Raw genomic sequence first — 25,912 nt, forward strand, 5'->3', positions numbered from 1 at the left:
CAATCAAAAATCCAGGTCCAGGCTGTCGAAGGCTGCCTGACGGCTATCCTGCTGCTGCGTTTTCTGCAGCAGGCTGCGTTCGTAGAGCCGAAAGAAGGGGTAGTAGACGAGGGTGGCGATGCCGAGGATGGCAAATCCCAGAATAACCGCACGCCAGTCCATGGTTGAGAGGTACTGCGCCAGCGGAATGGGCGTTGCGCCGACGTTGGTGACCGGCGGGCGAACCCAACCCCAATGGAAGATGTACCAGCTTATGACGCCAATCGTCGGCGTACCCAGCACAAAGGGGATAAAGAACCACGGGTTCCAGGCGACGGGCAGGCCGAAAACCACGGGTTCGGAGATAGTAAAAATAGCCGGGACCACGGCGGCTTTACCGACGGCGCGTAGCTCCTGCGAACGGCTGCGCAACGATAAAATGACCAATGCGCCAGTGATGCCTGAGCCGGAAAAGCCGAGGAAATAATCCCAGAAATTCGGCGCAAACACGTGTGGGATCGGCGCGCCCGCGGCGAATGCAGCCGCATTTTCAGACAGGTACTGGGTCATAAAGGGCAGAACCACGCCGACGATAATGGCGTAGCCGTTCAGGCCGATAAACCAGAAAATCATCTCCAGAAACGAGATCAGAAAGACGGCCTGCGGGGTATCGATGCTGTTGAAGGCCGGGGCCAGCAGGCTCATCAGCACCTGCGGCAGGATCAACCCTCCGGACAGATTAGCGACCACCCCATGCACTACGGTGGCGGCGATCAGCGAAACCAGCAGTGGGATAATCGATTCAAATGTTTGTGCGATACCTGCGGGCAGGCCGTTGATGCGAATGGTGATGCGCTTGCGAATAAATAGCGCCATTAGCTCAACGGTGCCGAGTGAGGCGATCAGCGCGACGAATAGTCCTCGTGAATCGAGGTAATCCGTCACCATTTTGCCATCGACGATGCTCACGTTCAGCATCAGGGTCGCCATCATCGAACCGGTGATCGCGGGCAGGATTGGGACCTGCATTTGCTGGGCGTGGTGCCACGCTACCGAGGCGGCACAATAAATAGACAGCAGGCCAAAGGTAAACTGAAAAGGGAGGCTAATCAGGTCGTTGTAATGGTTGAACCACAGGCGAACGGCACTATCCTGAGGGAACATGCCGCCAATCCCCATTAACATCAGCGAGATGGAGCCGACCATTAATACCGCCATCAGCGCGATCATGCCATTTTTGATGGAGGAGATATGCCGCTGGCGTTCTATCCGGGCCGCTATCGGCGTTAACCAGTGCTCCAGCCAGGTGATAAAGGTGTTTGCCCGGCTCATGCGTTTATCTCCTGACCCAGGCGCAGCAGAATGGCGGTTTTCAGAATATTGCCGCCGTTTACAGTGCCGTAATCCCGGACGTCGATAACCCCAATCGGCCGCTGGTGTTCACGGCAAATCGCTTCCAGTTCCGCCAGGCGGTGTTTGATTTGCGGCCCCAGCAGCACGACGTCAAACTCGCTGATTTTCTCGACCAATAATCCGGCCGGATGGGCCTCAATATTGATCTTAATGGCGCGTAACTTTTCGCTATCGGCGGCAATAGCGCGCATTTTACTCACCATGACGCCGGTAGACGCGCCCAGGTTACAAACCAGCAGAATATTAAGATGCGTTAACGTTGAAAGATTCATCGCGGGCTCCGTTTAGGTGCTGATAGATTTCGATAAATTCCTGGAAAAGGGTGTGTGCCAGCAGGGCATTCATGAGCGAATCCTGTGCGTGGGCGAGTAGAGTGGAATAGCTTGCGCAGGCACCTTCGCTTTCGGCGACCAGTAAACGCGTATGCGAATTGTGGCCTTCATTCAGGCTTGCGTTGGCCTCCTGCATCAAGCGGGTGGCTTCAGAAAACTGCTGTGCCTTGCTGCACGCCAGCGCCTGATGCATTTTGCTAAGCGCATCACCGGCGCAGGCAATAATCTGGAAACTGATCTCTTCGGTATCAATGGTCGAGGTATTCACGGTGCCTCCTGTATTGCGGTATTTGTTCAAACATTCAAACATCCGAATGTTTGAACAAGATAGAGAATCGGGTATACTGGCGTCCATAGGCTTGATCACATTTTCATCAAAAAGTGGGTGTTAATTCAGCATGAGATGAGTGTGGATCTCTGGCATAACGAAATTCGATAATTAAGACGTGTGGGCGGGAGAGAAACGTGGACGAACTGGAAAGTGCTAACCCATTGTATGTTCAAATAGCTCTGGATCTGAAAGGACGGATAGAACGTGGGGAGTTTAGAGTGGGCGACATGCTGCCCAGCGAAGGTGAGCTGGTGGGGCAGTATAGCGGCGGGCGGGCGACACTGCGGGCGGCCGTAGAGATGCTGGCGGAAAGAGGGTATGTGGTAAAAAAACAGGGGGTCGGGACGCGAGTCACCTGTCCGCCGATTGAAGCCCGACGTCATCAGCCGCTGAGTTTTTCGGAGAATATGGCCCAGCATAGCCTGAAAGCCAGTACCTCTATCCTCACGTTCACGCAGCAGTTGGCGAATGCCGAACAGCAGCAAAAGCTGCATCTTTCGGCCAGTGATTTAGTGATATTTATGGTGCGTCTGCGCTTTACTAATAGTCTTCCTGCGCTGTATGAAGAGACCTGTCTGCCGTTGGCGCTGTTTCCAGATTTACAACGTGAGGAAGTGGAAACGATGGGACTGTATAACGTGCTGGGAGAACGATTTTACTTGCTGAGCATCGCGGCGCAGGAGAGCTATTTCCCCTGCCTGCCGGAGGCGGATATGGCGAAGAAGCTGGATATCCCTTCCGGCCAGCCCTGCATGCGCGTTGAGCGTCTGGCATCCCGGCGCAAAGATAACGTTCCGTTTGAATTTACGCGAGGATGGGCCAATAGCGAGCGCTACCCGCTGACGTTTCGTTTCGTCAGTGGATAAACGCCCGCAGCCGCGAGTTAACGCAGCCAGTTGGTTTTCGCCAGATCGAGTACTTCGTCGCCGCGTCCGCTGATAATCGCCCGAAGCATATACAGGCTGAAACCTTTGGCCTGCTCCAGCTTGATTTGCGGCGGGATCGCCAGCTCTTCTTTGGCGACGACCACATCCACCAGCACCGGGCCGTCGGTGCTGAAGGCGGTTTGCAGCGCTTCGTCAACGTCCGCCGCGTTTTCTACGCGAATGCCTTTGATACCGCAGGCTTCGGCGATGCGGGCAAAGTTGGTGTCGTGCAGCTCGGTACCATCGGTGAGATAGCCTCCGGCTTTCATCTCCATGGCCACGAAGCCGAGAATGCTGTTATTGAAAATGATAATTTTCACTGGCAGCTTCATCTGCGCCAGCGAGAGAAAATCCCCCATCAGCATACTAAAGCCGCCATCGCCGCACATCGCGACCACCTGACGTTCCGGAGCCGTGGCTTTCGCACCGATGGCCTGCGGCATGGCGTTGGCCATTGATCCATGGTTGAACGAACCCAGCAGGCGGCGTTTACCGTTCATCTTCAGATAACGTGCGGCCCAGACGGTCGGCGTACCGACGTCGCAGGTAAAAATGGCGTCGTCGTCGGCAAAGTGGCTAATCTGTTGCGCCAGGTACTGCGGGTGGATGGTTTTCTCGCTGGGTTTCGCCAGATCATCAAGCCCTTTACGCGCATCGCGATAGTGTTCCAGCGCCTTATCGAGGAACTTGCGGTCTGTTTTCTCTTCCAGATGCGGTAGTAGCGCCCTGAGGGTGGATTTAATATCGCCAACCAGCGCCATATCGACTTTGCTATGCGCGCCAATACTGCCCGGATTAATGTCGATCTGAATGATTTTGGCGTCCGTCGGATAGAAGGCGCGATAGGGGAATTGGGTGCCGAGCAGCACCAGAGTATCGGCGTTCATCATGGTGTGGAAACCGGAGGAGAAGCCGATCAGCCCGGTCATGCCGACATCGTAGGGGTTGTCGTATTCCACATGCTCTTTCCCGCGCAGGGCGTGGACGATGGGGGCTTTTAGCTTGGCGGCGAACTCCACCAGCTCTTTATGCGCGCCGGCGCAGCCGCTGCCGCACATCAGGGCGATATTGCTTGAGTAGCGCAGCAACTGGGCCAGCTTTTTGAGTTCTTCTTCCTGCGGGATCACTTCTGGCAGCGGCGCGTGATACCAGTGGCTACTGGCGCTTTCCGGCGCGGCTTTTAGCGCCACGTCGCCAGGCAGCACCACGACTGATACCCCGCGGTTAATTACCGCTTTGCGCATGGCGATAGCCAGCACCTGCGGGATTTGCTCCGGGGAGGAGACCAGTTCGCAGTAGTGGCTGCATTCGCGGAATAACTCCTGTGGGTGGGTTTCCTGGAAATAACCGCTGCCGATTTCGCTGGATGGAATATGGGCGGCGATAGCCAGCACCGGAACGTGATTGCGATGGCAGTCGAAAAGACCGTTAATCAGGTGCAGGTTGCCCGGCCCGCAGGAACCGGCGCACACCGCCAGCTCGCCGGTCAGCTGTGCTTCCGCTCCGGCGGCGAAGGCGGCAACTTCTTCATGGCGCGTGGGCATCCAGTCAATGGTTCCCATCCGGTTCAGGCTGTCGCTTAAACCATTGAGAGAATCTCCGGTAACGCCCCAAATACGCTTAACGCCAGCCTGTTCAAGAGTTTTAGCAATATATGCCGCCACGGTCTGTTTCATGGTTCTCCATCTCCTTTTTGTGATAACGCTTACAAGCTTAGATGAATCTGGCCGTTACGCCCGCTGCTGCCCCTCATTTTCAGCTGGTTTCATTAGGCGAAAATTCCGATAATGTGTGTACACATAAAGTGGTAAACAGGAATCATTTCAAATGGTTAAATCGCTGTTAAATTCAGTTAATAAAATGCTATCCCATGACGACTTCGGCAAACTCTTGTTACGACTTGCCGTCGGCGGGCTGATGCTGTTTCACGGGTTGCATAAGTTATTTGATGGCGTAGGGGGAATCAGCAATATGCTGGTGGCAAAAGGATTGCCGGGTTTTATCGCTTATGGCGTATTAGTGGGCGAGGTGGTTGCACCTTGTCTGTTGATTCTGGGAATTCTGACGCGTCCGGCGGCGCTGGTGCTGGCGTTTACAATGGTCGTCGCCTGGCTGATGGTCGGGACAGGCAAAACCTTCGCGCTGGACGCGGTAGGGGCCTGGGCCATTGAAAGTCTGGTCTATTTCTTTATCGGCGCGCTGGCGGTGGCGTTTCTGGGCGCGGGGCGTTACGCCGTGGCAGGAAATTCGGCCTGGCGGTAGGTTCGATCGAGTCTTTTCCATCACCCTGGCTGCGTCTCGTATGCCAGGGTTTTTATTTATGCTCCCTCAGACCCTCTTTTTGAACGGCTTTATAAGTTATTGATTTTTAACTCTTGTTTGAAGGCGTTTAGAAAAAGGGGGAAAAGGGGTTTTTATTGATTATTGTTTTATTAAACAATAAGGTAGAAGAGTCTGGTTGGAGTTCACTGCCGTACAGGCAGCTTAGAAACGTTGAGTTTCGGGAGCCGCGGTTTTGACGTTGTTCACTGCCGTACAGGCAGCATTAGCCAATGCAATGACAAACCATTGTGCTCGCATCATTGCCGGATGGCGGCTAGCGCCTTATCCGGCCTACAAAAACAAGCAATATCAAAATATTATGCATTACCTGTAGGCCCGTGCAAGCGAAGCGCCGCCGGGCAATTTCAAAAGGGCGCACAGGTGTTAGTCGTTTAGAAGGGAAAATGCTACCCGACGGTTCGCCGGGTAGCATGGGCTATTGTTAACGTGAAGAATCAAGCCAGGACTAAATCGCCCTGCGGGTGACAGGAGCAGGCCAGCACATAGCCATCGGCAACTTCCGCATCGGTCAGCGTCATGGTGCTGCTGACCGTATACTCGCCGGAAACAACTTTCGTTTTGCAGCAGCCGCAAACGCCCGCGCGACAGGCAACGGTCACCGGAACCTTATTACTCTCCAGCGCATCCAGCAGCGTGGTACCAACCGGCGCGTAGAACTCTTTCGCTGGCTGAAGCTTGGTGAACTTCAGGCCGCTGGTGGCGGCTTCGGCTACTGGCGTAAAGAACTGCTCTTTAAAGAAGCGCGTCACGCCAAGCGCTTTCACTTCTTTTTCGACCAGGTCCATATACGGTGCCGGGCCGCAGGTCATTACGGTACGTGAGGTTAAATCCGGCACGCTTTGCAGTAGCTCAGTGGTTAGTCGACCGGGAACAAAGCCGTGGGTTGCGTTGTTTTCCGCCACCAGAGTGACCGGATACTGACGCCATTCGTCGGCAAAAATCACATCCTGCGGCGAACGCACGTTGAAGATCACCTGGACATCGGCCTGTGGGCGGTACTTCGCCAACCAGCGGCGCATTGACATAATCGGCGTTACGCCGCAGCCGGCAGCCAGCATCAGGAACTTGTCTTCTGCTTTATCCTCACAGGTGAATTCACCCATCGCATCAGACAGCCAGATATAGTCGCCGCGCTTCACGTCTCGGGTTAGCCACTGCGAACCGGCACCCTCGTCAATCCGGCGAACGGTCAGCGTAATGTACTCGCTAACGCCCGGCGTTGAAGAGAGGGTGTAAGCACGCAGGGTTTCCGCCGAGTTACGCACGCTGACCAGCGCATACTGTCCGGCACGATACGGGTAGTAATCGTGGCACAGTAACGAAATTGTCCAGACGTCCGGCGTCTCCTGGTGAACGTGATGGACCTGCATCCGCCATGGGCACTGATTGGTTGGCAAAGTCATGCTAATACTCCTTATGCGCTCAGCAACTGCTTCATGTCTTCTTCAACGGTGGTCACGGAACGCAGACCAAATTTCTCGTTGAGAACTGCCAGCAGGTCCGGAGTGAAGAAGCCAGGCGCAGTCGGGCCGGTGACGATGTTTTTTACGCCCAGGGACAGCAGGGTCAGCAGAATCACGATTGCCTTCTGCTCAAACCAGGAGAGCACCAGAGACAGCGGTAGGTCATTTACGCCGCAGCCCAGTTTTTCCGCCAGGGTGACCGCCAGGATTATGGCCGAATAAGCATCGTTACACTGACCGGCATCCACCAGACGCGGCAGGCCTTCGATGTCGCCGAAATCCAGTTTGTTGAAACGGTATTTACCGCAGGCCAGGGTCAGGATCAGGCAGTCGTCCGGTACGCTGGTGGCGAAGTCGGTGAAGTAATTACGTTCACCGCGCGCGCCGTCGCAACCGCCGACGAGGAAGATATGACGCAGTTTTTCGCGGCTGACCAGGTCAATCAGGGTATCAGCAGCGCCCAGCAGAGTTTGACGGCCGAAACCGACGGTAATCAGGTGCGGAATTTCGCTATACGGGAAGCCCGCCATCTGCTGCGCCTGGGTGATAACCGGCGCGAAGTCATCGCCTTCCAGGTGGCTTACGTCCGGCCAGCCGACGATGCTGCGGGTCCAGATACGGTCATCGTACGCGCCAACGGTTGGGTCGATGATGCAGTTAGAGGTCATCACGATAGGGCCCGGGAAGCGGGCGAATTCCACCTGCTGGTTCTGCCAGCCGCTGCCGTAGTTACCAATCAGATGTTTGAATTTACGCAGCTCCGGGTAACCGTGCGCTGGCAGCATTTCGCCGTGGGTGTAGACGTTAACGCCGGTGCCTTCGGTTTGTACCAACAGGTTGTACAAGTCTTTCAGGTCGTGACCAGAGATCAGGATGCATTTACCTTCGGTCGCTTTGACGTTGACCTGAGTTGGTGTCGGGTGGCCGTATTTGGTGGTTTCACCCGCGTCCAGAATGCTCATCACTTTGAAGTTCATCTGGCCGATTTCCATTGAGCACTCCAGCAGAGCGTTCATATCGGAAGGCCAGGTGCCCAGCCACGCCATAATCTTGTGGTACTGGGCGTAGATATCGTTGTCGTACTGCCCGAGAACGTGCGCGTGCTCCATGTAAGCTGCCGCGCCTTTCAGGCCGTACAGGCACAGCAGGCGCAGGCCGAGAATGTTCTCGCCAATCGCCGCTTTGTCTTTATTCGGGGTAAATTCTGCCGCCTGACGCTGCAGGTCGCCCAGATCGTCGCTGACCAGATGCAGGTCGGCCATCGGGTTGGTGACCACGGCGTTGGTATCAATGTTTAGACACTGAGCTTTAAGCGCGTCGCGCATGGCAATAGCTTCACGAGCGTAGCCAACGATACGCGGGGAGTCGAAGTTAACGTTGGTTAGCGTGGAGAAGAAGGCACGCGGCGCAAAGTTATCAATTTCATGATCGATGATGCCGTATTCACGAGCTTTAACCGCCCATGCGGACAGGCCTTGCAGAGAAGCAATCAGCAGATCCTGCAGATCGGACGTTTCGGCTGTTTTCCCGCACATACCCTGCGCGTAAGAGCAGCCGTTCCCTGCCGGGGTACGGATGGTTTGTTCACATTGCACACAAAACATGGTCACACCTTTTTTAAAGTTATATTTAATATACATGTTTAAGGTTATGCCCGAGCGAGCGTAGAGAAAAGGTATTTCTGATACAACTTACAGGGATATTGATTTAGCGCAAAATTGGCGGTAGAGACCTACCGCCAGAGGAGTATTAAGCGGAGAACAATGCCATCAAAATTGGCACCAGCAGGCTGAGGATAAAGCCGTGAACAATCGCCGCCGGGACGATTTCCACGCCGCCGGAACGCTGTAATACCGGCAACGTAAAGTCCATTGACGTCGCGCCGCACAGACCTAATGCTGTTGAACGACTACGGCGCACGAGGCCGGGAATAAGCATAATGGCCAGCAGTTCTCGGGCGAGATCGTTAAAGAATGCGGCACTGCCAATTACCGGCCCGTAGGATTCGGTCAGCAGGATCCCGGAGAGGGAATACCAGCCGAATCCGGAAGCCATTGCCAGACCAGTTTTCAGCGGCAGATCGAGAATAAAAGCGTTGATGACGCCGCCCAATAATGAGCTGACCATCACCACTACCGCGACAATCATGCCGCGACGATTAAGCACAATTTGCCGCAGCGTCATTCCATTATTTCGTAGCTGAATGCCGATGAGGAATAAAAGGAAGATCAGCGTATATTCGCTGGCCTCGGTGGCGTGTTGTAAAAAAGACAGGCCGCTCAGACCAACGAGGAAACCAACCAGCACAACGCCGCACAGTTGAAGGGATTCCAGAGCCATGGCGATACGCGAGGGTAATTTTTCCTGGCGATGCTTATTTTGCCACGGCATTTTCTGCTCCAGCCACATCAGGGCTGCAATATTGCACAGCATAATAATGACCACGCTGACCGCTGCATAATGCAGGATCGCCAGCAGGTTGCTGGCCAGATTATCGAGAAAGGCGAGGCTAATCCCCATGAAAAAGAGGATAACGTAGACAATCCAGCTTAGAAGTCGTGTGATAAGTTTAAGGGCGGACGGCTGATGGAGAGGAATAAGGTAGCCTACGACCAACGGCAGTAGAATGATGAGTAATCCCGAAAACATGAACGACATGGTCCTTGCAGAATGAAAATAGCGTCACTGACACTACCCAAATCCCCGGACTGAGTAAAGTAGTCGAAAGAAAGAAAGGCCCGACAATGCCGGGCCTGGGGGGAAATTAATTGCGTTTTTCCAGCAGGGTGCGATAGAGCACGCCGCCGAGAATGCCGCCAATAATCGGCATGACCCAGAATAACCACAGCTGCTGCAATGCCCAACCGCCCTGGAAAATAGCCACCGCGGTGCTACGCGCCGGGTTAACGGAGGTATTGGTAACTGGAATACTGATCAGGTGAATTAAGGTCAGCGCCAGACCAATAGCGATAGGTGCAAATCCAGCCGGTGCATTTTTATCTGTCGCGCCGTGAATAACCAGCAAGAAACCGCAGGTCAGGACAATCTCAATAACAATGGCGGAAAGCATTGAGAAACCGCCAGGAGAATGTTCGCCGTAACCGTTAGACGCGAATCCGCTGGCGGCGGCGTCAAAGCCGGCCTTACCGCTGGCGACAACATACAGAATAGCAGCGGCGATAATACCGCCGACAACCTGGGCGATAATATAACCAATAACGTCTTTGGCCGGAAAACGACCACCGGCCCATAACCCTAAAGTCACCGCTGGGTTAAAGTGCCCGCCGGAAATATGACCGACGGCATACGCCATGGTTAAAACGGTCAAACCGAAGGCCAGTGCGACACCGGCAAAACCAATTCCCAGCTCTGGGAATGCTGCAGCCAAAACAGCGCTACCGCAACCACCGAATACCAGCCAGAATGTACCAAAGCATTCTGCTGCTAATTTTCTAAACATAACCACCTCAATAAAAAACATAAACAAGCACGAACTATCGTGCCGGCCTTTATTTATCGACACAAAGAATCACGATTAAAATAAAGCGTCGCTATTCTAGGGACGATTGCCATCCGGGGACTAGTTAAATAAATTGATGTAATTTGATTTAGAACAAGGTGATGGTATTCCTTTTGCCATGATGAATTCTTAAAAGTGTAGAGCAAAAATGATTAAAATAACGGTTTTTAATGATGAATTATTTTCTGAAATAAGTGACATCTGCAGAATCACATTCTGAATTCTTACGCCGGGGAGATGGAGTCCCCAGACGCTCCGGGAGTGTCATGTTCCCGCTTGCCTCGCTATACTGCTGATAACTGAAGGAGAAAGTGATCACAGAGCGGAGGATATATGCATCTTGAGCGCGTCGAAATTGTCGGTTTTCGCGGTATCAATCGCTTATCGTTGATGCTTGAGCAAAACAACGTACTGATTGGCGAAAACGCATGGGGTAAATCGAGCCTGCTGGATGCTCTGACGCTGCTTTTGTCGCCGGAGTTTGATCTCTACCATTTTGTCCGCGAGGATTTTTGGTTTCCGCCCGGAGATGTTCAGGGGCGCGAGCGTCACCTGCATATCATTCTGACTTTCCGTGAAAATGAACCTGGTCGCCACCGTGTTCGGCGCTATCGCCCTCTAAGCGACTGCTGGGTACCCTGCGATGATGGCTACCAGCGGGTTTTCTATCGCCTGGAAGGGGAGCTTGCCGATGACGATAGCGTCATGACCCTGCGTAGCTTTATTAACGGCGAAGGGGAAGCGCTGGATCTGGAAGATATCGATGAGCTGGCCCGTCACCTGGTACGACTGATGCCGGTGCTGCGCCTGCGTGACGCGCGTTTTATGCGGCGGATCCATAACGACACCGTACCGCATTCGCCGCAGATTGAGATTACCGCTCGCCAGCTTGATTTTCTCTCTCGTGAACTGGTTCATCATCCGCAAAATTTAACCGATGGCCAGATACGTCAGGGCCTCTCGGCGATGGTGCAGTTGCTGGAACACTATTTCGCCGAGCAAAGCAGCGCGCAATCGCGTAACCGTCTGATGCGTCGCCATTCACATGATGAACAGCGCAGCTGGCGCTATCTGGATATTATTAACCGCATGATCGACAAACCTGGTGGCCGCAGCCATCGGGTGATTTTGCTGGGTTTGTTTTCTACCCTATTGCAGGCCAAAGGCACGGTAAGGCTCGATCGCGATGCGCGACCGCTGCTGTTGGTTGAGGACCCTGAAACCCGTTTGCATCCCATCATGCTGTCCGTCGCCTGGCATTTGCTGAACTTGCTACCGTTGCAGCGAATAACTACCACTAATTCCGGCGAACTGCTGTCGCTAACGCCCGTCGAGCACGTTTGTCGTCTGGTGCGAGAATCCTCCCGGGTATCCGCCTGGCGGCTTGGCCCTGGCGGAATGAATGCCGAAGACAGTCGGCGCATCGCGTTTCATATCCGTTTTAATCGTTCCTCGTCGCTATTTGCCCGCTGCTGGCTGCTGGTAGAAGGGGAGACGGAAACCTGGGTTATCAACGAGCTGGCCCGCCAGTGTGGTCATCACTTTGATGCGGAAGGTGTCAAGGTCATTGAGTTTGCCCAGTCTGGGTTAAAACCGCTAATCAAATTCGCCCGGCGAATGGGAATTGAGTGGCATGTATTGGTAGATGGTGATGAAGCTGGGAAGAAATATGCCGCGACGGTTCGTGGGCTGCTGAACGACGACAGGACTCTTGAGCGCGATCATTTGACGACGTTACCGGCGATGGATATGGAGCATTTTATGTATCGCCAGGGGTTCGATAGCGTTTATCACCGGGTGGCGCAGTTGCCGATGAATATTCCTATGAACATGCGGCGGGTGATAACCAAAGCTATTCATCGTTCGTCAAAACCAGATCTGGCGATTGAAGTGGCAATGGAGGCCGGGCGTCGTGGCGTTGATGCCATTCCTGCGCTGCTGAAAAAAATGTTCTCTCGCGTGCTGTGGCTGGCTCGCGGGCGGGCAGATTAATCTGTTTTATCGGTGCCGGGCACCCGTCCGGCACTCCCTTCTTCTTACCTTTGCTTCAACTCCAGTTAAACAAAAATTAAGCACAGCTAAAAATGAGAGTTATGTTGTTTGCAGGTTTCGATAGAATCGTCGTCTGGATCTGCGGGTTAAAACATCGGGAATTTTTATGAAATTAAATGGAAAGCGCAGGAAAGTCTGGTGGCTGCTGGCGATAGTCGTGCTGGCCCTCGCCGTCTGGGGATGGCGAATACTGAATGCGCCGTTGCCGCAGTATCAAACGCTGGTAGTGCGTAAAGGCGACCTGCAGCAGAGCGTACTGGCGACGGGTAAGCTGGATGCGTTACAAAAAGTGGACGTTGGCGCGCAGGTGAGTGGGCAGCTACAAACGCTGCGCGTCGAGATTGGTGACAAGGTGAAAAAAGATCAACTGCTGGGGGTTATCGACCCGGAGCAGGCGCAAAACCAGATTAAAGAAGTTGAGGCGACGCTGATGGAGCTGCGGGCGCAACTGAATCAGGCGCGAGCTGAACGTAAGCTCTCTGAAGTCACTCTGGGCCGCCAGCAGCAGCTGGCGCAACGGCAGCTGGTTTCACGCCAGGACCTGGATACTGCGGCGACTGATTTAGCGGTAAAAGAGGCGCAAATCGGCACGATTGAAGCGCAAATTCAGCGCAATCAGGCAACGCTGGATACAGCGAAAACTAACCTCGACTACACAAAAATTCTGGCACCCATGTCCGGGGAAGTGACGCAAATCACTACCCTACAAGGGCAGACGGTTATCGCCGCCCAGCAGGCGCCGAATATTTTGACTCTCGCAGACCTCAGCACCATGCTGGTGAAAGCGCAGGTTTCCGAAGCGGATGTGATTCATCTTAAGCCAGGACAAAAGGCCTGGTTTACCGTGCTGGGCGACCCGCTCACTCGCTATGAAGGAACGCTGAAGGATATTCTTCCGACCCCGGAAAAGGTCAATGACGCCATTTTCTATTATGCCCGTTTCGAAGTGCCGAACCCGCAGGGTATTCTGCGCCTGGAGATGACCGCTCAGGTGCATATCCAGCTCTCTGAAGTGAAAAACGTGATCACGATTCCACTGAGTGCGCTAGGCGATGCCATCGGCGATAACCGCTACCACGTGCGTCTGCTGCGAAACGGCGAAGCCAAAGAGCGTGAAATCGTCATTGATGCGCGTAATGACACCGATGTGGCGGTGGTAAAAGGGCTGGAAGAGGGCGATGAAGTGATTATCGGCGAAGGCGCGACTGGAGCGGTGAAATGACGGCGCTGCTGGAGCTGCGTGATATCCGCCGCAGCTATCCATCCGGGGGAGGCAGCGTCGATGTGCTAAAAGGCATCACGTTGAGCATTGCCGCCGGAGAGATGGTGGCGATCGTCGGAGCATCCGGGTCTGGTAAATCCACGCTGATGAATATTCTGGGCTGTCTGGATAAGCCCACCAGCGGCACTTACCAGGTGGCGGGGACGGATGTCGCCCGTCTTAACGGCGATGAGCTGGCGCGTCTGCGGCGGGAACATTTTGGTTTTATCTTCCAGCGTTATCATCTGTTATCACATCTGACTGCGGCACAGAACGTGGAGGTCCCGGCAGTCTATGCCGGAGCGGAGCGTAAAGCGCGCCTTGCCCGGGCTCATGAGCTGCTGGTGCGGCTGGGGCTTGGCGACAGGGCCGAATATCAGCCTTCGCAGCTTTCCGGTGGCCAGCAGCAGCGAGTGAGTATTGCTCGCGCCTTAATGAACGGCGGCGAAGTGATCCTGGCGGATGAACCTACCGGCGCCCTGGACAGTCGTTCAGGTGAAGAAGTCATGGGGATCCTTCACCAGCTGAAAGCGCAGGGACATACGGTGATTATCGTCACCCATGACCCGCAGGTGGCGGCGCAGGCGGAGCGGGTTATCGAAATCCACGATGGCGAAATCGTGCGTAATCCTCCCGCCCTGAGTTCCGCGCAAAGCGGCGTGCTGCGCCAGCGCACAGCGGCTGAGCCTTCGGCATGGCGTCAGTTCAGCAGCGGCTTTCGTGAGGCGCTGGTGATGGCCTGGCGGGCGATGGCGGCGAATAAAATGCGCACCCTGCTGACGATGCTCGGGATCATCATCGGCATTGCGTCAGTCGTGTCAATTGTGGTGGTGGGCGATGCGGCCAAGCAGATGGTGCTGGCGGATATTCGCGCTATTGGCACGAATACCATCGATGTTTATCCCGGCAAGGATTTCGGTGATGACGATCCCCGCTATCAGCAAGCGCTGAAGTACGATGACCTGCTGGCGATTCAGAAACAGCCGTGGGTCAGTTCGGCGACGCCGGCGGTATCAAAAAGCCTACGCCTGCGGGCGAACAATATTGACGTCGCCGCCAGCGCAGAGGGCGTGGGGGCGCAATATTTTAACGTCTACGGCATGACCTTTAGCGAAGGTAACACTTTCAATGAGCTACAGTTAAATAGCCGCGCGCAGGTGGTGGTGCTTGATAGTAATGCGCGTCGACAGCTGTTTCCGCATAAAGCTCAGGTGGTTGGTGAAGTCATTCTGGTGGGCAATATGCCCGCGACGGTGATTGGCGTCGCAGCAGAAAAACAGTCGATGTTTGGCAGCAGTAAAATTTTGCGCGTTTGGTTGCCCTATACCACAATGGCTGGCCGGGTCATGGGGCAGTCGTGGCTAAACTCAATCACCGTGCGCCTGCGGGATGGTTATGACAGCACGATTGCCGAGCAGCAGTTATTGCGTTTACTGGAACTCCGCCACGGCAAAAAAGATGTCTTCACCTGGAATATGGACAACATCTTGAAAACCGCAGAACGGACCACACATACATTACAGCTGTTTCTGACGCTGGTGGCGGTGATTGCGCTGGTGGTCGGCGGGATTGGCGTGATGAACATCATGCTGGTCTCGGTGACTGAACGCACGAGAGAAATTGGCATCCGTATGGCGGTCGGGGCGCGAGCCAGCGATGTGCTGCAACAATTTTTGATTGAGGCGGTGCTGGTTTGCCTGGTCGGCGGCGCGCTGGGCGTGACGCTATCATTGCTGATAGCCTTTGTGCTGCAACTGTTTTTACCCGGCTGGGAGATTGGTTTCTCACCGCTGGCGTTATTAACCGCATTTTTATGTTCAACGCTGACCGGGGTTTTATTTGGCTGGCTACCGGCGCGCAACGCCGCGCGACTGGATCCTGTTGATGCGCTGGCCCGCGAGTAGTGATAAAAAAATGCCAGTCAGAAGGACTGGCATTTTACTGGCGGGATGTACACAATGAAGCAAAAGAGTTATGCGGCCGTTTCCGTTTCTTCTACTTCTACAGGGACAATCACGCTGGCGTGATTACCTTTTGGCCCCTGGTGAACATCAAACCGAACGGCTTGTCCGGCTTTTAGCGTTCTGTAACCATCCATCTGGATGGTGGAGTAATGGGCGAAAATGTCTTCGCCGCCGCCCTCAGGGCAAATAAAACCGAACCCTTTGGCATTGTTGAACCACTTAACAGTACCCATTTCCATACTTCGACATCCTTCGTAAATCTTATAAGTAAGATGGAATGAACCGGTAGTGGAGTGGCGAGTTGTTCATTTGCTCGCCAACTCTCGCCACTACAATTTAGAGAAATCAGGAAATGCGTCAAGCAATTGACGATGGGGAACGGTGAAAAATGCGTCAAAATTTGAAGCAGTTAACGCTATTGCCGGGGAATGTGACAGACATCGCGGATGGAAGTAATAGATGATAGTTATCTATGATCTATTGTAGATTTGTGATGTGCATAGCCTCTGGTCATCGACAGGCGGCCGCCTGTTGGCAACAGCAACCGATGATGAACACTGACGATGAGTAAGAGAGACTGGTTAGACTTCGATCAGCTAGTAGAGGACGAAGTTAAAGATGCGCTTAAACCGCCATCTATGTATAAAGTGATATTGGTCAATGATGACTACACTCCAATGGAGTTTGTTATTGACGTGTTACAAAAATTCTTTTCTTATGATGTTGAACGTGCAACGCAACTGATGCTTACAGTTCACTATCAAGGTAAAGCGATTTGCGGCGTGTTTACCGCAGAAGTCGCGGAAACCAAAGTTGCGATGGTGAGCGAATACGCGAGGGAGAACGAGCATCCGTTGTTGTGTACGCTAGAAAAAGCCTGAATTCAGGCAACGAAAATTGGGGGAGGTGCCTATGCTCAATCAAGAACTGGAACTCAGTTTAAACATGGCTTTCGCCAGAGCGCGCGAGCACCGTCATGAGTTCATGACCGTCGAGCACTTGTTGCTGGCGCTGCTTAGCAACCCTTCGGCCCGCGAAGCGCTTGAAGCGTGTTCCGTGGACCTGGTCGCGCTGCGTCAGGAACTTGAAGCCTTCATCGAACAGACCACACCCGTTCTGCCTGCAACGGAAGAAGAGCGCGATACTCAGCCGACGCTGAGCTTCCAGCGCGTGTTGCAGCGTGCCGTTTTCCATGTTCAGTCTTCTGGTCGTAGCGAAGTCACCGGCGCCAATGTGCTGGTTGCGATTTTCAGCGAACAGGAATCCCAGGCGGCATACCTGCTGCGTAAACATGAAGTCAGCCGACTTGATGTGGTGAACTTCATCTCTCACGGTACGCGTAAAGACGAGCCGAGCCAGTCTTCCGATAACAGCGGAAGTCAGCCCAGCAGCAGCGAAGAGCAAGCAGGCGGGGAGGATCGTATGGAAAACTTCACCACCAACCTCAATCAGCTTGCCCGCGTTGGCGGTATCGACCCGCTGATCGGTCGCGAGAAAGAGCTGGAACGCGCTATTCAGGTACTGTGCCGTCGTCGTAAAAACAACCCGCTGCTGGTGGGGGAATCCGGTGTCGGTAAAACCGCCATTGCTGAAGGGCTTGCCTGGCGTATCGTGCAGGGCGACGTACCGGAAGTGATGGCTGATTGCACTATCTACTCGCTGGATATCGGCTCACTGCTGGCTGGCACCAAATACCGCGGCGATTTTGAAAAACGTTTCAAAGCGCTGCTTAAACAGCTGGAACAAGATACCAGCAGCATTCTGTTCATTGATGAAATCCACACCATTATCGGTGCAGGCGCCGCTTCTGGCGGGCAGGTCGATGCCGCTAACCTGATTAAGCCGCTGCTCTCCAGCGGTAAAATTCGGGTTATGGGGTCGACGACCTACCAGGAGTTCAGCAATATCTTTGAAAAAGATCGCGCGCTGGCGCGTCGTTTCCAGAAAATTGATATTACCGAACCTTCCGTGGAAGAGACGGTGCAGATTATCAACGGCCTGAAGCCGAAGTACGAAGCGCACCACGACGTGCGTTATACCGCGAAAGCGGTGCGTGCGGCGGTCGAGCTGGCGGTGAAATATATTAACGATCGTCATCTGCCGGATAAGGCAATTGACGTGATTGACGAAGCCGGTGCGCGTGCGCGCTTAATGCCGGTCAGCAAGCGTAAAAAAACGGTCAACGTGGCGGATATCGAATCCGTAGTCGCGCGCATTGCGCGTATTCCTGAGAAGAGCGTTTCCCGCAGCGATCGCGATACGCTGAAAAACCTCAGCGATCGTCTGAAAATGCTGGTCTTTGGCCAGGATAAGGCGATTGAAGCGTTAACCGAAGCCATCAAGATGGCGCGCGCCGGGCTGGGTCATGATCATAAACCTGTTGGTTCTTTCCTGTTTGCCGGGCCGACCGGGGTTGGGAAAACCGAGGTGACCGTGCAGTTGGCGAAGTCGCTGGGTATTGAACTGCTGCGGTTTGATATGTCCGAATATATGGAACGTCACACCGTCAGCCGTTTAATCGGTGCGCCTCCGGGCTACGTTGGTTTCGATCAGGGCGGGCTGCTGACCGATGCGGTTATCAAACATCCGCACGCGGTGCTGCTGCTTGATGAAATCGAAAAAGCGCACCCTGACGTCTTTAACCTGCTGCTGCAGGTAATGGACAATGGTACGCTGACCGATAATAACGGCCGCAAAGCGGATTTCCGCAACGTGGTGCTGGTGATGACCACCAACGCCGGGGTGCGTGAAACCGAGCGTAAATCCATTGGCCTTATCCATCAGGACAACAGTCCGGATGCGATGGATGAGATCAAGAAGATCTTTACGCCGGAGTTCCGCAACCGTCTCGACAACATTATCTGGTTCGATCATCTGTCTACGACGGTTATTCATCAGGTGGTGGATAAGTTTATCGTCGAGCTGCAGGTTCAACTGGATCAGAAAGGCGTGTCTTTGGAAGTCAGCCAGGAAGCTCGCGATTGGCTGGCAGAGAAAGGCTACGACCGGGCCATGGGCGCGCGTCCAATGGCGCGGGTGATTCAGGACAACCTGAAGAAACCGCTGGCCAACGAGCTGCTGTTTGGCTCACTGGTTGACGGCGGTCAGGTGACCGTTGAGCTGGATAAAGAGAAAAATGCGTTGACCTACGAGTTCCAGAGTGCGCAGAAGCACAAACCGGAAGCGGCGCATTAATATGCTCTTGTGTTAAATACGGGAAACCGGCCTCAGGGCCGGTTTTTTGCTATTGTCGTCTACTACCGCTCTGGCGCACACGGTTATATACTTTTTATCCTGCTACATAGCCACTGAGCATTTTCACAAAACGCTCAACGGGCCAATCTTTAATATCCGATACTTGCCCATCGCCAATCTCGACAAGTCTTAGAGCCCCGGACTCATCGTGGATAACATCGATTGAATAAAAAGGGCTGCTAATACGAGCTGCGATCTCAGTGACCTCCGTTGGAATATCGTCATCTGGCGAATGGACTTGCCCATGGAGGACAAAAAAACGTTTCTCGCTTTTAGTATCAAATTGCTCCACTCGTCGCAGACAGATACCTCCCTCTATTTCCCCCCGATACTGCTTTAGCAAGCCGATGATTTCGCGAATTTCTTGTGAGTTTCGGGCGATTGAACCACGAGAGGTGGTTAGCGACTTAACGTAGTCCTTCACAAAGTAAGCAGGCCAGTGCCTTTCACTGGTTAGCGCGTCAAAGTCAGCATCGGGGTGAGTCACAATGGTTTCCGGCGTCACGTCCCGACAACTCTCATACCATCCCGGTAAATGGTGGCAGCGCAGATACTCCTGGCTTGAGGTTAACAAGCGGGAGCCTTTCTTATCTACCGCACGTGATAAGCCTTCGTATTCATCCTGACGCAGCATCCATCCGCGCCATAAGACCGGAGTATTGGCCAGGAAGTGCGATGAGAAGCGATATTCCCCCAGCGCTGCGGCCTCTGAGGAGAGCAGGAGGCAGTGGATATTACTCTGGCAAGCATAGGTATATTCGGTTAAGAATGTTTCATCAGGCTGTGACGGATGAAGCATATCGTTGGGGTAGATGATTTGCAGCGCGCTCATGTGCGTATCCTTTCTCACTAAGGCAATATGGCCATAATCCACACTCATTCTATGGGCATAAGGATACGACAGTCAAAACCGGGAAGAAGAGGGAATAGCAGAAATGAAAAGGCCGGGAAATATCCCGGCCTTCAGCATCTGGCGCCTTAGGGGCGAAAACGATCAGCGACTACGGAAGACAATGCGGCCTTTGCTCAGGTCGTACGGGGTTAGCTCAACAGTCACTTTGTCGCCCGTCAGAATGCGGATGTAGTTTTTACGCATTTTACCGGAAATATGCGCAGTTACCACGTGACCGTTTTCCAGTTCTACGCGGAACATTGTGTTAGGCAACGTGTCAAGTACGGTGCCCTGCATTTCAATATTGTCTTCTTTGGCCATCTAGTCCTCTGGGGTATCACTACCGTAGTTTTGAACCGGCAAGATAATGCCGAAGTTCAGCAAGTAAGTAAAGTTTTACGTCAAATCGCCGAAGTAGTTTTGGCGTATTGCCCGGAATTCACGCGGATAAACCGCATGACAGGCGCAAACGTAAAGGGGAGTGACAGAACGATGGGCGTTATCTGACTCTTATTATTCCCAAACGGCGGCGGGGCAACAGGCAGAAGCTACTCTACCGCGCAATTATACCATCCCAACAAAAAATGTGCTGAAAACATTTATACTTCGCCCGTAAATAGCATCCGAGGCACCCAAAATCGCTCTGGAAGACGATAAGTTCGCAGTACAGAGAGATAATCCAGATAATCGCGGCGGGGAATTTCTACCGCGCCCAACGATGCCGTATGATTATTGAGCACCTGGCAATCAATTAATTTTCCGCCTTCCTGCATAAACGCCTGGCTAAATACCAGCAGCGCGGTTTTAGAGGCATTTTCCGCACGACTAAACATCGACTCACCGCAAAAGAGTGCACCCTGCGCTACGCCATACATACCGCCGACCAGCTCATCTCCTTGCCATACTTCAATAGAGTGGGCATGGCCTAGCTCATGAAGCTGGTGATAGGCCTGAACAATAGCGGGCGTTATCCATGTCCCCTCATCGCGATGGTCGGCGCAGCCTTCAATCACCTGCCCAAAAGCGTGATTCAGAGTGACACGATACGGTGAGCGCTGGTGAAAGCGCTTCATGCTGCGGCTGAGGTGAAATTTCTCCGGCCACAGTACCGCACGAGGGTCTGGCGACCACCATAAAATGGGATCGCCGGGCGAAAACCAGGGAAAAATACCGCGCTGATAGGCCATAAGTAAACGCGCCGGGCTGAGATCGCCGCCTAGCGCTAATAAGCCATTGGGTTCGCGCAGTGCGCCTTCCGGCGAAGGGAAGGCGATGGAATGATGAGAGAGCTGAACCAGCCGCATTTTTACCTCAACACATCAGGCGATGATTCAATAGTAGCCTACAGGCGCTGCTTAAACTGGTAGTAACGCCCCTGTTCAGCCAGCAGTTCTGCGTGACTACCTTGCTCAATAATTTTGCCGTTGTCCATGACTATTATCTGATTAAAACGCGCCAATCCGCGCAGTCGGTGGGTAACCATCAACACGGTTTTGTCACGCATCACTTCGGCCAGTAAATCAAGGATTTGGCTTTCTGTCGTCGCGTCGAGGCCTTCGGTTGGTTCGTCAAGCAGCATGAGCGGCGCATCATGTAACAGGGCCCTGGCGATAGCCAGCCTGCGCAATTCGCCGCCGGAAAGTTGACGTCCGCCTTCACCCAGCCAGCTATTGAGGCCGCTGTCTTCCAGTAATTTCCCCAGGCCAACGCGCTCCAGCGTTTCTGAAAGCTGTGCATCGCTGGACTGCGGCGATGCCAGCAGCAGGTTGTCACGCAGCGTGGCGCTAAACAGATGCACGCGCTGCGGCACGACGCTCATTGCCTGACGCAACGTTGTCTCATCAAGCTGAGTTAGCGGCTGATGGTTGAGTAAAATTTCACCCTGAGCCGGATCCCAGGCGCGGGTCAGTAGCTGTAATAGAGTCGATTTACCGCAGCCGGTGCGGCCCAGAATGGCGATATGCTCCCCGGCCTTGACCTGCAGTGAAACATTATCCAGCGCAGGGGAGGGTTGCTGTGGATAGCTGAAGGTGACCTGATTTAAGGTTAACGCGACCTGCTCCAGCTTCTGACCTTCACCTTGCGTAAAGGTCACTTCCGGCTCTTGCTCGGTAATTTGCGTGATGCGTTTTGCCGAGGCGATAACCTGTCCCATATGCTGAAATGCACCGGTTACTGGCGCTAACGCTTCGAATGCCGCCAGCGCACAGAAGACAAACAAGGCAATTAGCGCGCCAGGCTGAGTATTACCGCCGACGCCCGCCGAGGCGAGCCATAGCATAGCGATGATCGCAATACCGCCAATCAGCAGCATTAACGCCTGGGAGAGTGCGGTAAGTTCTGCCTGGCGACGCTGTGCATCCTGCCAGCGGACTTCGGTTTTCTCCATCTGCTCCCGGTAGCGATCGCTGGCATTGAACAGCATCAGTTCAGCCTGGCCTTGAAGCCATGCAGTGAGCTGCTGTCGATACTGGCCACGCAGCTGGGTCATACTTTCACCTGCGGGTTTACCGGCGCGATAGAACAGCGGTGGCAGTACCAGTAGGGTGAGCAGCATAATGCCGCCGAGGGTCAGGGCCAGCGGCACATCCAGTACGCTCAGACCCGCAGTTACCACCAGGATCACCACCAGGGCTCCCACCAGCGGCGATATCACACGCAAATAGAGATGGTCCAGAGTATCGACGTCGGCAACGACCCGGTTGAGTAGTTCGCCCTGACGAAAACGAGCCAGTCCGGCGGGGGAGAGCGGCAGAAGCTTACTGAAGGTAAATACGCGCAGATGCTGGAGAACACGGAAGGTGGCGTCGTGGCTGACCAGACGCTCGAAGTAGCGTCCTGCGGTACGAATAATAGCCGCGCCGCGTACACCAGCGGCAGGCAGCATATAGTTAAAACTGTAGATGCCTGCCACGCCGACAACGGCGGATGCCGACAGGAACCAGCCTGAGAGCGTCAGCAAACCAATGCTGGCCAGCAGCGTAACGATCGCCAGTACAACGCCGAGCATCAGCAGCCATTTGTGCCGTTTGTAGAGCGCCAGGTAAGGCAATAATGCGCGCATTTAAATCTCCTCCTGACGGTGAGCGAGCAGGGTAGCAAAAGGGCCACCTGCGGTTGCCAACTGCGAATAACGGCCCTGCTCGACAATTTGGCCATCCTGCATAACCCAGATGGCGTCCCAATTTGCCAGGCCTTCCAGTTGATGGGTCACCATCAACGTGGTTTGTTGGGTTGAGGCATTGGTGAGGGCCTGCATCACTCGCTGTTCGCTATGCGCATCAAGGCTGGCGGCGGGTTCATCCAGCAGCAGCATACGGCAAGGAACCAGCAGCGCGCGCGCAACGGCGACACGCTGGGCCTGCCCAACAGACAAACGACCGGCCTGATCGCCGACAGAAGTATTAATGCCCTGGGGCAGGAGAGAGACAAATTCGCTGACCCAGGCCTTATCCAGCGCCAGTTGAAGCTGGGCCTCTGTGGCTTCGGGCCATGCCAACAGAACGTTTTCGCGCAGCGTTGCAGCGGGTAACTGTGGGTTTTGTCCAACCCAGCTCAGAAGGCGCCGCCAGCGGTCGGCGTCCAGAGTATGTAGCTCAACGCCATTGACTTTGAGAGACCCCTCATAGGGAAGAAAACCAGTCAAGGTATTGAGAAGAGAACTTTTGCCGGAGCCGCTCTGACCAACCAGGACCACGCGCTCACCTGCGCGCAATGAAAAGTTCAGCGGCCCGGCCAGCACTTTACCTTCAGGCGATTTAATAACCAGATCGCGCGCTTCAAGGCTCACCATTTCATTGTCGCTCAATACTTTTTCACCACGCTCGGCCTGTGCCAGCGGTGCTTCCATAAAGGTTTTCAGGCTATCCGCAGCGCCAATGGCCTGGGCTTTTGCGTGATAGAAAGTGCCTAAATCGCGCAGCGGCTGGAAAAACTCCGGGGCCAAAATTAACGCCAGAAAGCCGGACATTAAGGTCACGCCGACGCCGTAATGGCCAAAATTGAGCTCCCCAAGGTAGGAGAAACCAAAGTAGACAGCGACGAGAGCGATAGAGAGCGAGGTGAAAAACTCCAGAACGCCGGAAGAGAGAAAGGCCAGACGCAGTACTTCCATCGTCCGTTGGCGGAAATCCTGGGAGGCTTCACGAATATTGTCCGTTTCTGCTTCGCCGCGATGAAAAATTCGCAGCGTTTCCATCCCTCGCAGGCGGTCGAGGAAATGGCCGCTTAATCGCGCCAGAGCAAGGAAGTTACGCCGATTGGCATCAGCCGCCCCCATTCCCACCAGCGCCATAAACAGCGGAATAAGCGGCGCGGTACCCAGCAGAATGAGCGCCGCAGCCCAGTTAATCGGGAAAATGGTGATGACAATTAATAACGGCACGCAGGCTGCCAGCGTCATCTGTGGCAAATAACGCGCGTAGTAGTCATGCATATCGTCAATTTGTTCAAGAATCAGCGTGGCCCAACTTCCCGCGGGTTTGCCCTGAATCCATGCCGGGCCTGCTTGCTGCAGACGATCCAGAACCTGGCGGCGGATCTCAACGCGGATGTGTTGTCCTGTTTGAAAGCCGACTCGTTCGCGTAGCCATACCACCCAGGCGCGAAGCACGATGGTCAGCGCTAGCAACGTAAAGGGCAGCAACAGCGCCGTGGCGGGGATATTTTCCATGATCATACGATGGAGTATCCGCGCGAGGAACCAGGCCTGGGCAACGATCAGCAGACCGCTAATGACACCGAGTGCACGGGAAATCATCAACCAGCGACGGGAGATAATACTTTGATCTTTTAACCAACGGGTTAACTCTTGTTGACGGGTTTTATTCATTGCGCGCTTAGCAGGTGTAGTTATGAGTTTTTTGGGCTCGGCAATGTTACAACGGGGCAAAAATAAAGGCGACTTTTCGTCGCCTTCTTTACCTTTGTTACTGACTTGTAAAGATTATTTACAAGCGTCGGCTAAACCATCCAGATAACGCTCGGCATCCAGCGCGGCCATACAGCCTGTACCGGCTGAAGTAATGGCCTGACGATAGATATGATCCATCACGTCACCGGCAGCGAAGACGCCCGGAATACTGGTCTGGGTTGCATTACCGTGGATACCGGACTGAACTTTGATGTAGCCGTTTTCCAGCTCCAGTTGACCTGCAAAAATCGCTGTGTTCGGACTGTGGCCGATAGCGACAAATAGCCCCGCGACTTCCAGCGATTCAACATTGTCAGTATTCTGCGTATCGCGCAGGCGAAGACCGCTCACGCCCATCTGATCGCCCGTTACCTCTTCCAGCGTACGGTGGGTATGCAGCACGATATTGCCACTTGCCACTTTATCCATCAGGCGCTTGATAAGGATTTTTTCCGCACGGAAGCCGTCACGGCGGTGGATCAGGTGGACTTCGGAAGCGATGTTAGACAGATACAGCGCTTCTTCTACTGCGGTATTGCCGCCGCCGATAACGGCAACTTTCTGGTTGCGATAGAAGAAGCCGTCGCAGGTGGCGCAGGCGGAAACGCCGCGACCTTTAAAGGCTTCTTCGGATGGCAGTCCCAGATAGCGCGCGGACGCACCGGTAGCGATAATCAGCGCATCGCAGGTATATTCGCCGCTGTCACCCACCAGGCGGAATGGACGGTTTTGCAGATCGACGCTGTTGATATGATCGAAAATAATTTCGGTCTCAAACTTGGTGGCGTGTTCGTGCATGCGCTCCATCAGCAGCGGTCCGGTCAGATCGCTTGGATCACCAGGCCAGTTTTCCACTTCCGTCGTGGTGGTCAGCTGACCGCCTTTTTCCATTCCGGTAATCAGTACCGGCTGAAGATTTGCGCGCGCTGCGTAGACCGCAGCGGTATATCCCGCAGGTCCAGAACCAAGAATAAGCAGTTTACTGTGTTTGGCCGTGCCCATGAGAACCCCATAATTTATTGGCATACATGTGCTGGATTGTAGGGAATTTGTTGTCGTAAAAAAAGAGCGCAGCGGTTTTGTTAACGATATGTGCAATAGAAGCTGCCGATGAATTGGCGATTTAACGAACGAAGAATATAACTAATTCTACTGTCAGCGGGACAATTATAAGAGGAAAACATGAGAATCAACGGGGGAGGATAATGAATATCTGGCATCTTGTACTAAAAATCGATGTTTTGCTTTGACAATCCCCTGTGCTTTTGC

At 53.9% G+C, this 25,912-nt stretch carries 22 protein-coding genes; 7 read left to right on the forward strand and 15 right to left on the reverse strand.

Features of this window, described 5'->3' with window-relative positions; translation table 11 throughout:
• Window positions 1-3: 3 nt before the first annotated feature.
• Genes HV127_RS17530 through HV127_RS17540 form a run of 3 tightly spaced genes read right to left on the reverse strand, consistent with a single transcriptional unit; the run spans window position 4 to window position 1,992 of the window.
• Window positions 4-1,311: a PTS transporter subunit EIIC gene (locus HV127_RS17530; protein ID WP_182237556.1), complete on the reverse strand. Its 1,308-nt coding sequence runs from the start codon at window positions 1,309-1,311 to the stop codon at window positions 4-6.
• A complete protein-coding gene (locus tag HV127_RS17535) occupies window positions 1,308-1,664 on the reverse strand; it encodes a PTS sugar transporter subunit IIB (RefSeq protein ID WP_182237557.1) in 357 nt (118 codons plus the stop codon). Before HV127_RS17535 ends, HV127_RS17530 begins: the two co-directional genes overlap by 4 nt.
• Window positions 1,636-1,992 (reverse strand): PTS lactose/cellobiose transporter subunit IIA, encoded by a 357-nt coding sequence (locus HV127_RS17540; RefSeq protein WP_220471424.1) that lies wholly within the window; start codon window positions 1,990-1,992, stop codon window positions 1,636-1,638. The genes HV127_RS17535 and HV127_RS17540 overlap by 29 nt, the downstream gene beginning before the upstream one ends.
• Window positions 1,993-2,189: 197 nt before the next feature.
• Between HV127_RS17540 and HV127_RS17545 the strand changes: the two genes are divergently transcribed.
• Window positions 2,190-2,921 carry a GntR family transcriptional regulator gene (locus HV127_RS17545; RefSeq protein ID WP_182237558.1) on the forward strand — a complete coding sequence of 244 codons (732 nt, stop codon included), beginning with the start codon at window positions 2,190-2,192 and terminating at the stop codon, window positions 2,919-2,921.
• A 17-nt stretch (window positions 2,922-2,938) separates the two neighbouring features.
• Here the strand turns inward: HV127_RS17545 and poxB are convergent, their stop codons facing one another.
• A complete protein-coding gene (gene poxB, locus HV127_RS17550) occupies window positions 2,939-4,657 on the reverse strand; it encodes a ubiquinone-dependent pyruvate dehydrogenase (protein ID WP_182237559.1) in 1,719 nt (572 codons plus the stop codon).
• Window positions 4,658-4,808: 151 nt separating this feature from the next.
• Here poxB and HV127_RS17555 point away from each other — a divergent pair, with 151 nt between their 5' ends.
• Window positions 4,809-5,243 carry a DoxX family protein gene (locus HV127_RS17555; protein ID WP_182237561.1) on the forward strand — a complete coding sequence of 145 codons (435 nt, stop codon included), beginning with the start codon at window positions 4,809-4,811 and terminating at the stop codon, window positions 5,241-5,243.
• Between the two features lie 515 nt (window positions 5,244-5,758).
• On the opposite strand, the gene hcr is transcribed toward HV127_RS17555, so the two are convergent.
• The 4 genes from hcr to aqpZ all read right to left on the reverse strand — a co-directional run bounded on the left by hcr (window position 5,759) and on the right by aqpZ (window position 10,247).
• Window positions 5,759-6,727: an NADH oxidoreductase gene (hcr, locus tag HV127_RS17560; RefSeq protein WP_182237563.1), complete on the reverse strand. Its 969-nt coding sequence runs from the start codon at window positions 6,725-6,727 to the stop codon at window positions 5,759-5,761.
• An 11-nt stretch (window positions 6,728-6,738) separates the two neighbouring features.
• Window positions 6,739-8,391 carry a hydroxylamine reductase gene (gene hcp, locus HV127_RS17565; RefSeq protein WP_182237565.1) on the reverse strand — a complete coding sequence of 551 codons (1,653 nt, stop codon included), beginning with the start codon at window positions 8,389-8,391 and terminating at the stop codon, window positions 6,739-6,741.
• 145 nt (window positions 8,392-8,536) lie between these two features.
• On the reverse strand, window positions 8,537-9,436 hold the full coding sequence (locus HV127_RS17570; protein WP_182237567.1) for a lysine exporter LysO family protein: 900 nt from the start codon (window positions 9,434-9,436) through the stop codon (window positions 8,537-8,539).
• A 115-nt stretch (window positions 9,437-9,551) separates the two neighbouring features.
• Complete coding sequence (gene aqpZ / locus HV127_RS17575; protein WP_181482857.1) at window positions 9,552-10,247, reverse strand: aquaporin Z; 696 nt, start codon at window positions 10,245-10,247, stop codon at window positions 9,552-9,554.
• Between the two features lie 393 nt (window positions 10,248-10,640).
• On the opposite strand from aqpZ, the gene HV127_RS17580 reads away from it, so the two are divergent.
• From HV127_RS17580 to macB, 3 genes are all read left to right on the forward strand, one after another.
• On the forward strand, window positions 10,641-12,299 hold the full coding sequence (locus tag HV127_RS17580) for an ATP-dependent endonuclease (protein ID WP_182237569.1): 1,659 nt from the start codon (window positions 10,641-10,643) through the stop codon (window positions 12,297-12,299).
• Window positions 12,300-12,465: 166 nt separating this feature from the next.
• Window positions 12,466-13,581: a macrolide transporter subunit MacA gene (gene macA / locus HV127_RS17585; RefSeq protein ID WP_182237571.1), complete on the forward strand. Its 1,116-nt coding sequence runs from the start codon at window positions 12,466-12,468 to the stop codon at window positions 13,579-13,581.
• Window positions 13,578-15,524 carry a macrolide ABC transporter ATP-binding protein/permease MacB gene (gene macB, locus HV127_RS17590; protein ID WP_182237573.1) on the forward strand — a complete coding sequence of 649 codons (1,947 nt, stop codon included), beginning with the start codon at window positions 13,578-13,580 and terminating at the stop codon, window positions 15,522-15,524. The genes macA and macB overlap by 4 nt, the downstream gene beginning before the upstream one ends.
• 68 nt (window positions 15,525-15,592) lie before the next feature.
• Here macB and cspD read toward each other — a convergent pair whose 3' ends face one another.
• A complete protein-coding gene (cspD, locus tag HV127_RS17595) occupies window positions 15,593-15,823 on the reverse strand; it encodes a cold shock-like protein CspD (RefSeq protein ID WP_110275216.1) in 231 nt (76 codons plus the stop codon).
• 324 nt (window positions 15,824-16,147) lie between these two features.
• On the opposite strand from cspD, the gene clpS reads away from it, so the two are divergent.
• Complete coding sequence (gene clpS / locus HV127_RS17600; protein WP_112214662.1) at window positions 16,148-16,465, forward strand: ATP-dependent Clp protease adapter ClpS; 318 nt, start codon at window positions 16,148-16,150, stop codon at window positions 16,463-16,465.
• Between the two features lie 31 nt (window positions 16,466-16,496).
• Window positions 16,497-18,779 carry an ATP-dependent Clp protease ATP-binding subunit ClpA gene (gene clpA, locus HV127_RS17605; RefSeq protein ID WP_181482853.1) on the forward strand — a complete coding sequence of 761 codons (2,283 nt, stop codon included), beginning with the start codon at window positions 16,497-16,499 and terminating at the stop codon, window positions 18,777-18,779.
• A 94-nt stretch (window positions 18,780-18,873) separates the two neighbouring features.
• Here the strand turns inward: clpA and HV127_RS17610 are convergent, their stop codons facing one another.
• From HV127_RS17610 to trxB, 6 genes are all read right to left on the reverse strand, one after another.
• The gene (locus tag HV127_RS17610; protein WP_182237575.1) at window positions 18,874-19,671 is read right to left on the reverse strand and encodes an ATP-grasp domain-containing protein; all 798 of its coding nucleotides are present in this window, start codon (window positions 19,669-19,671) and stop codon (window positions 18,874-18,876) included.
• Between the two features lie 162 nt (window positions 19,672-19,833).
• On the reverse strand, window positions 19,834-20,052 hold the full coding sequence (gene infA / locus HV127_RS17615; protein WP_002211347.1) for a translation initiation factor IF-1: 219 nt from the start codon (window positions 20,050-20,052) through the stop codon (window positions 19,834-19,836).
• 278 nt (window positions 20,053-20,330) lie between these two features.
• Complete coding sequence (aat, locus tag HV127_RS17620) at window positions 20,331-21,035, reverse strand: leucyl/phenylalanyl-tRNA--protein transferase (protein ID WP_182237577.1); 705 nt, start codon at window positions 21,033-21,035, stop codon at window positions 20,331-20,333.
• Between the two features lie 38 nt (window positions 21,036-21,073).
• Window positions 21,074-22,795, reverse strand: coding sequence for a cysteine/glutathione ABC transporter ATP-binding protein/permease CydC (cydC, locus tag HV127_RS17625; RefSeq protein ID WP_182237579.1), 1,722 nt, complete (start codon window positions 22,793-22,795; stop codon window positions 21,074-21,076).
• A complete protein-coding gene (gene cydD, locus HV127_RS17630) occupies window positions 22,796-24,562 on the reverse strand; it encodes a cysteine/glutathione ABC transporter permease/ATP-binding protein CydD (RefSeq protein WP_182237581.1) in 1,767 nt (588 codons plus the stop codon).
• Between the two features lie 114 nt (window positions 24,563-24,676).
• The gene (gene trxB, locus HV127_RS17635; RefSeq protein WP_182237584.1) at window positions 24,677-25,645 is read right to left on the reverse strand and encodes a thioredoxin-disulfide reductase; all 969 of its coding nucleotides are present in this window, start codon (window positions 25,643-25,645) and stop codon (window positions 24,677-24,679) included.
• Window positions 25,646-25,912 lie beyond the last annotated feature (267 nt).

This window comes from Klebsiella sp. RHBSTW-00215 (genome assembly GCF_014103785.1).
In the GTDB taxonomy this organism is placed as follows: Bacteria; Pseudomonadota; Gammaproteobacteria; order Enterobacterales; family Enterobacteriaceae; genus Klebsiella.

Bases quoted from the DNA above. Each gene is read 5' to 3' on its own strand.
- HV127_RS17530 (WP_182237556.1), bottom strand. From the start codon at position 1,311: ATGAGCCGGGCAAACACCTTTATCACCTGGCTGGAGCACTGGTTAACG.
- HV127_RS17535 (WP_182237557.1), bottom strand. From the start codon at position 1,664: ATGAATCTTTCAACGTTAACGCATCTTAATATTCTGCTGGTTTGTAAC.
- poxB (WP_182237559.1), bottom strand. From the start codon at position 4,657: ATGAAACAGACCGTGGCGGCATATATTGCTAAAACTCTTGAACAGGCT.
- HV127_RS17555 (WP_182237561.1), top strand. From the start codon at position 4,809: ATGGTTAAATCGCTGTTAAATTCAGTTAATAAAATGCTATCCCATGAC.
- hcr (WP_182237563.1), bottom strand. From the start codon at position 6,727: ATGACTTTGCCAACCAATCAGTGCCCATGGCGGATGCAGGTCCATCAC.
- hcp (WP_182237565.1), bottom strand. From the start codon at position 8,391: ATGTTTTGTGTGCAATGTGAACAAACCATCCGTACCCCGGCAGGGAAC.
- HV127_RS17570 (WP_182237567.1), bottom strand. From the start codon at position 9,436: ATGTTTTCGGGATTACTCATCATTCTACTGCCGTTGGTCGTAGGCTAC.
- aqpZ (WP_181482857.1), bottom strand. From the start codon at position 10,247: ATGTTTAGAAAATTAGCAGCAGAATGCTTTGGTACATTCTGGCTGGTA.
- HV127_RS17580 (WP_182237569.1), top strand. From the start codon at position 10,641: ATGCATCTTGAGCGCGTCGAAATTGTCGGTTTTCGCGGTATCAATCGC.
- macA (WP_182237571.1), top strand. From the start codon at position 12,466: ATGAAATTAAATGGAAAGCGCAGGAAAGTCTGGTGGCTGCTGGCGATA.
- macB (WP_182237573.1), top strand. From the start codon at position 13,578: ATGACGGCGCTGCTGGAGCTGCGTGATATCCGCCGCAGCTATCCATCC.
- cspD (WP_110275216.1), bottom strand. From the start codon at position 15,823: ATGGAAATGGGTACTGTTAAGTGGTTCAACAATGCCAAAGGGTTCGGT.
- clpS (WP_112214662.1), top strand. From the start codon at position 16,148: ATGAGTAAGAGAGACTGGTTAGACTTCGATCAGCTAGTAGAGGACGAA.
- clpA (WP_181482853.1), top strand. From the start codon at position 16,497: ATGCTCAATCAAGAACTGGAACTCAGTTTAAACATGGCTTTCGCCAGA.
- HV127_RS17610 (WP_182237575.1), bottom strand. From the start codon at position 19,671: ATGAGCGCGCTGCAAATCATCTACCCCAACGATATGCTTCATCCGTCA.
- infA (WP_002211347.1), bottom strand. From the start codon at position 20,052: ATGGCCAAAGAAGACAATATTGAAATGCAGGGCACCGTACTTGACACG.
- aat (WP_182237577.1), bottom strand. From the start codon at position 21,035: ATGCGGCTGGTTCAGCTCTCTCATCATTCCATCGCCTTCCCTTCGCCG.
- cydC (WP_182237579.1), bottom strand. From the start codon at position 22,795: ATGCGCGCATTATTGCCTTACCTGGCGCTCTACAAACGGCACAAATGG.
- cydD (WP_182237581.1), bottom strand. From the start codon at position 24,562: ATGAATAAAACCCGTCAACAAGAGTTAACCCGTTGGTTAAAAGATCAA.
- trxB (WP_182237584.1), bottom strand. From the start codon at position 25,645: ATGGGCACGGCCAAACACAGTAAACTGCTTATTCTTGGTTCTGGACCT.